Origin of the sequence: Streptomyces bohaiensis (assembly GCF_012033785.1) — a bacterium.
Classification (GTDB): Bacteria; Actinomycetota; Actinomycetes; order Streptomycetales; family Streptomycetaceae; genus Streptomyces; species Streptomyces bohaiensis.
This window is the reverse complement of the sequence record NZ_JAAVJC010000324.1, coordinates 1-4,940: the sequence shown is the minus strand read 5'-3', so window position 1 is coordinate 4,940 and position 4,940 is coordinate 1. Positions and strand designations below refer to the sequence as shown.

The 4,940-nt window shown below is 77.8% G+C and carries 3 protein-coding genes; 2 read left to right on the top strand and 1 reads right to left on the bottom strand.

All coding sequences use genetic code 11. The features are described 5' to 3' along the window. Positions 1–823: helix-turn-helix domain-containing protein (locus tag HCN52_RS21855; protein WP_312876829.1), on the top strand; the 823-nt coding region annotated here is incomplete at its 5' end. Positions 824–975: 152 nt separating this feature from the next. After that, positions 976–3,186 (top strand): sigma-70 family RNA polymerase sigma factor, encoded by a 2,211-nt coding sequence (locus HCN52_RS21850; RefSeq protein WP_245175352.1) that lies wholly within the window; start codon positions 976–978, stop codon positions 3,184–3,186. A gap of 294 nt (positions 3,187–3,480) precedes the next feature. On the opposite strand, the gene HCN52_RS21845 is transcribed toward HCN52_RS21850, so the two are convergent. Then, the coding region (locus HCN52_RS21845) for an asparagine synthase-related protein (protein ID WP_168090160.1) at positions 3,481–4,940 on the bottom strand (1,460 nt) is incomplete at its 5' end.

Sequence of the window (4,940 nt, the reverse complement as noted above, 5' to 3'; positions counted from 1 at the left end):
GCGGCGAGGGGCGGTGGAGATCGTGGTGGTCTCCCCCGAGCCGTACATGACGTACCAGCCGTTCCTGCCGGAGGCGGCCGCCGGCTCGATCTCCCCGCGCCACGTGCTCGACGCCGCGCGGGACGTCTTCGGCGAGCAGGGGTACGAGGCGCCGGTCGAGGAGGTGGCGCGGCGCGCGCGGGTCGGCGTGGGCACGGTCTACCGGCGCTTCCCGAACAAGGAGGCGCTGGTCCGCTACGTGACGGAGCTGGAGACGCGGCGGTTGGTCGAGCGGGCGCTGTCCTCGCTCTCCGAGCCGACCGAGCCGTGGACGGCGTTGGAGGGGTTCGTGCGGTTCGCGTCGTCCGCGCGGAGCGGCCGGCTGCTGCCGGAGCTGTTCGCCGTCGGGGTGGGGCTCGGGATGCCGCCCCGGCCGGCGGAGGCGGCGGGCGGCGACGCGACGGGCGAGTTCGCGCCGGGTGGCCCCGTGGGCGGCGGCGACGCCGGCGCGGGGACGGCGGCGGAGCGGGTGCCGCAGCCGCGGACGGCACCGGAGGAGCTCGACGGGGTGCCGCCGGCGGTGCGGGTCGCGCCGCCGGGCTCGGCCGGTCGTTCACCGGAGGAATCCCTGCCCGAACACACCGGCGAGCTCCTGGAGTTGCTGCACAGGCTGGTGGAACGGGCGCGCTTGGCGGGGCAGTTGCGTTCCGACGCGTCGGTGGCGGACGTGCTGCTGGTCATTGCGACGGCTCCGCCGCCGGTGGCCGACGCGGCCCGTCAGGCGATGCTCTCCGAGCGGCTGTTGGACATCCTCCTCCAGGGGTTGCGCCCTGCGCGCACCTGAGGCGCGCCGCTCCCACGGACGGGTGGTTCCGGCCAATCACCGCACACGGAGGGTCCCCGGTGTGGGACGCTACGCCTTGAGCCCCCGCGCGCCGCGACGCGCGGGCCGAAGGGGGCTCGTCAAGGACGCAGACAGCCTCGGGGGCTTACCGCATGAGCATGGACGGTCCGGGCGAACCACAGGGTGAGCGCGGGGAGTCCGACCCGCCGATGACGTCCGACGCGGCGGACCGCGGCCCGTGCGGGAACGGCACCCCCGCGGCGGCCCCGGGGCCGGTACCGCGTTCCGGGCACCCCAGCGGCGCGGCCGAGCGCGACGAGGCGCCCGGGGTCCCCGTGCCGCCTCCCTTCCGCGACGCGGCCCCGGCCGGGCCGACACAGCCGGCCGAGCCGCAGGGGGAACCCGGTGCGGCGGATCACGGCGCCGCCCCCGACGGAGCCCCTTCGGACGGCGGGCCCACCGACGAGCCGGGCGCCGACGCGCAGACGGACGACGAGCACGCCGTGCCCCGGCAGCGCCGTCGCCTCGGGGTGGCGGCGCAGCCGTTCGGCGGCTCCCCGTCCGCCGGTGCGGCCGGCCCCGCGGCGGCCGAAGCCGGCGACCTGGAGCTCGTGCGGCTGATCCGCGGGGGTGACGCGCTCGCCTCGGAGGAGCTGTACCGCCGGCACGTGGACGCGGTGCGCCGGTACGCCCGGAGCTGCTGCCGCGACGCGGACACCGCGGACGACCTCACCAACGAGGTCTTCGCCGCCACCCTCCAGGCGATCCGGGGCGGCGCCGGGCCGCAGACGGCGGTCCGCGCCTACCTGCTGACCTCCGTCCGCCGGGTCGCCGCCGCATGGTCGCGGACCAGTCGGCGCGAGCAACTCGTCGACGACTTCGCCGTGTTCGCGGTGTCCGCCGCGGGCGGCAGCCGGCAGGTGGAGGAGACCGCGGAGGCGGGCGCGGACGTGCGCGCGATGCACGTCGCCGAGCGCTCCATGGCGGTGCAGGCGTTCCGGAGCCTGCCCGAACGGTGGCAGACGGTGCTGTGGCACACGACGGTCGAGGAGTCCTCCCCGCAGGAGGTCGCCCCGCTGCTGGGGCTGACGCCCAACGCGACCTCGGTCCTGGCGCACCGGGCGCGGGAGGGGCTGAAGCAGGCCTACCTCCAGGCCCACGTCAGCCGGGCGCTCACCGACGGCGGCGGATGCGCCCGGTACGCGGACCGGCTCGGCGCCTACGCGCGCGGCGGGCTGCGCTCGCGGGCCGAGCGCGGCCTGCGGGAACACCTGCGGGAGTGCGACGCCTGTTCGGCGGCGGCGCTGGAGGTCCGTGACCTCAACCAGCACATCCGCTCCGTGCTGCCGATCGCGGTCATCGGCTGGTTCGCCGCGGGCTCCACGCTCAAGGGCGCCGGTTTCTGGGGCGGCGCGGCCGCCGCGGGGGCGGGGGGCGGCTCCGCCGCGGCCGCCGGGGGTGGCTCCGGGAGCACGTCCGCGGGTGCCGCGTCCGAGGGGCTGGGGGCGCCGGTGAAGGTGGGGATGGCGGCAGCCGTCGCGGCGACGGTCACCGCCGCCACGCTGGCGCTGCTGTTCATGGGAGGTACGGGCGAGTCGTCGCGCGACGTCGCCGACAAGCCCGGTGCCGCGGTCCCCGCCCCGGAGACGGAGCCGCCGGCCGACCGGGAGCCCGAACCCGAGCCGGAGCCGTCGGACCCGGCGCCGGAGGTGCCCGAGGAGGCGGTGACGGAGCCGCCGCCCGCGCAGCCGCAACCGGACCCGCCCGCCGAACCCGGACCTCCGGCCCCCGGCGCGCCCGCGCCGGACCCGGCACCCGCGCCGTCGGACCCGGACCCGGAACCGGAGCCCGGGCCGTCCGATCCGGCACCGGACCCCGAACCGGAGCCGGAACCCGAGCCGGAACCCGAGCCGGAACCGGAACCGGAGCGGGAGTCCTACGAGGTGCGCTCCCTCGCGTACGACCTGCTGGGCAACTCCGACCAGCCGACGCTCCGGCTGCTCGGCAGCAGCTGGGCCTGGCAGCGCGCCGGAATGTCGATCGGCGGGCAGCAGCAGGCGCACGGCATCACCGTCTCCACGGTCTCCACGGTGACGATCGACCTCAACCGGCCGTGCCAGGTGTACCGGGCGCGTGTCGGCATCGACGACTCGACGTCGGCGTTGGGCGGCGCGGTGTTCTCCGTGCACGGGGACGGCGCGCGGCTGTGGACGTCGTCGGTGCTGGAGGGCGGCGATCCGCCGCAGACGCTGCGGGTGTCGGTGGACGGCGTGCAGTCACTGCGGCTGGTGGTCGAACCCCGCGGCGCGCTGGGGGCGTTGGGGCTCGCCAACTGGGCCGAGTCCGCCATCGAGTGCGGCTGACCCGCCGAACCGGGGCCGAGCGGGGCTGTGACCGGCCTGCCCGGGGGGCATCCCGCCCGGCCCGCATCGCCCGGCACGGCATCTCCGTGTCGGGGCGTCACGCACGGGCGACGGACAGCTGCGGCGACGCTCCGCCGTGCGGCCCGTGCGGCCCGTGCGGCCCGTGCAGTCGGTGCGGCCCGTGCGGCCCGTGCGGTCGGGTGCACCGGGCGCCGCGGGCCGCGCCGCCGCCGTTCACCGGACAGAACCGGGCGGGGCTCCGGGGGTGGGCGCCGCGGCCCGGGGGCGGGCCGGTCAGGGGGTGACGCCGCTGGTCACCGCACGCGGCTGGTGGTCGCCGGAGGTGGACCAGCAGGAGCCGCGGCGCGCCAGCAGGCGTCGCAACCAGACCTCCATGGCGACCAGTTCGGCGATGCCGTCGAGCGGCAGCGGCTCGCCCTCGGTGGCGGCCCGGAGCGCCTTGCGCACCACGCGGGCGTCGACCAGGCCGGCGTCGGCGAGCAGCGGCGCCGCGAACAGCTCCATCAGTTCCGGCAGCGCGGCGCGCAGCCCCGCGAGGGCGCTCTCCGCGGCGGCCTCGCGGCTCGAAGCGCCCCAGCCGAGCGGCAGTTCGCGGACCCCGGCGCCCTGGAGGACGGCGCGGAGCACCTCGGCGCGAGCACCGGGCTGGACCCGCAGCGTCTCCGGCAGCGCCTGACAGGCGCGGACGACCTGGTTGTCGAAGAACGGCGCGTGCAACCGCTGGTGGTGGCGTTCGACGGCCTGCACGAAGATGCGGTGGTCCGCGGCGCTGCGCGCGAGGGCGGCGCGGGCGCGGGCGACGCCGGGCCGGCCGTTGTCGGCGCTGTGGCGGGGATGGGCCGCGGCGGCCTCCAGCCGGACCGACACCTCGGCGAGTGCCTCGCCGGTGAGCCAGCGGGCCGCGGGCCCCGGCCGGCTCCAGGAGAGGGAGGCGAGGGAGGTGGCGAGCGCGGTGTCGGGCGTGTCGGCGGTGGGGTCGGAGACGCCGCGCAGGTGGGTCGCGGCGCCGGCGAGGCCGTCGCGGTAGGGGGTCCGGGCCAGGCGGCGCGCGGCGCGGTAGATGGTCAGCGGTGTCAGGACCGAGCGGTTGCCGTCCCGGCTGGCGCGGGCCAGCGCCGTGACCGGGCGCAGCACGTAGCGGCGGTTGCGGTCCAGCAGCAGGTCGGCGAGGCGCGCGGGGTGGGCGTCGAGGACCTGCCGGGCGCCGCTGCCGATGATGTGGTCGGCGCTGCCGGCGGCGAGGCGGCTGCGGTGCCGGGTGACGCCGACCAGTGAGGGCCCGGGTTCGTCGGTGAGGTGGACTTCGTCCAACGCGGCGTAGGGCAGGGCCTCTTCGGCTGCCGCGACCACGACGTGGTGGAGTCGGGGGTCCTCCCCTATGGCACGGGCGCGTTCGAGCTCCGCGAGGCGCGCGGCGCGGCCCTCCGCGCCCCCGGGGGTCAGGTCGTTGAAGGTGACAGCGAGCAGCCGTTCACCGGCAAGGGTGGAACCCGTGCCGAAGACGGTCCCGGGGCGGCCGGGGAGCCCGGCGGCGAGCAGGGCGAGGGTGGTGGAGGCGCTGCCCCCGGAGAGGTCGGCGCCGACGCCCGGTGCCGGTTCCGCGCCGTCGCGGGGCGGCATCGAGGCGACCCCGCGTGCCCGGGCCTTCGCGGGCGGTGTCCTCTCCTCCTGGCGGTTCCCCGACGAGCTCCGCGACCTCGGGGTGCTCACGGCCAGCGAACTGGTCGCCAACT

What these genes read in the sequence shown, in the direction of transcription:
- HCN52_RS21850 (WP_245175352.1), top strand. Translation starts at nt 976, where the DNA reads ATGAGCATGGACGGTCCGGGCGAACCACAGGGTGAGCGCGGGGAGTCC.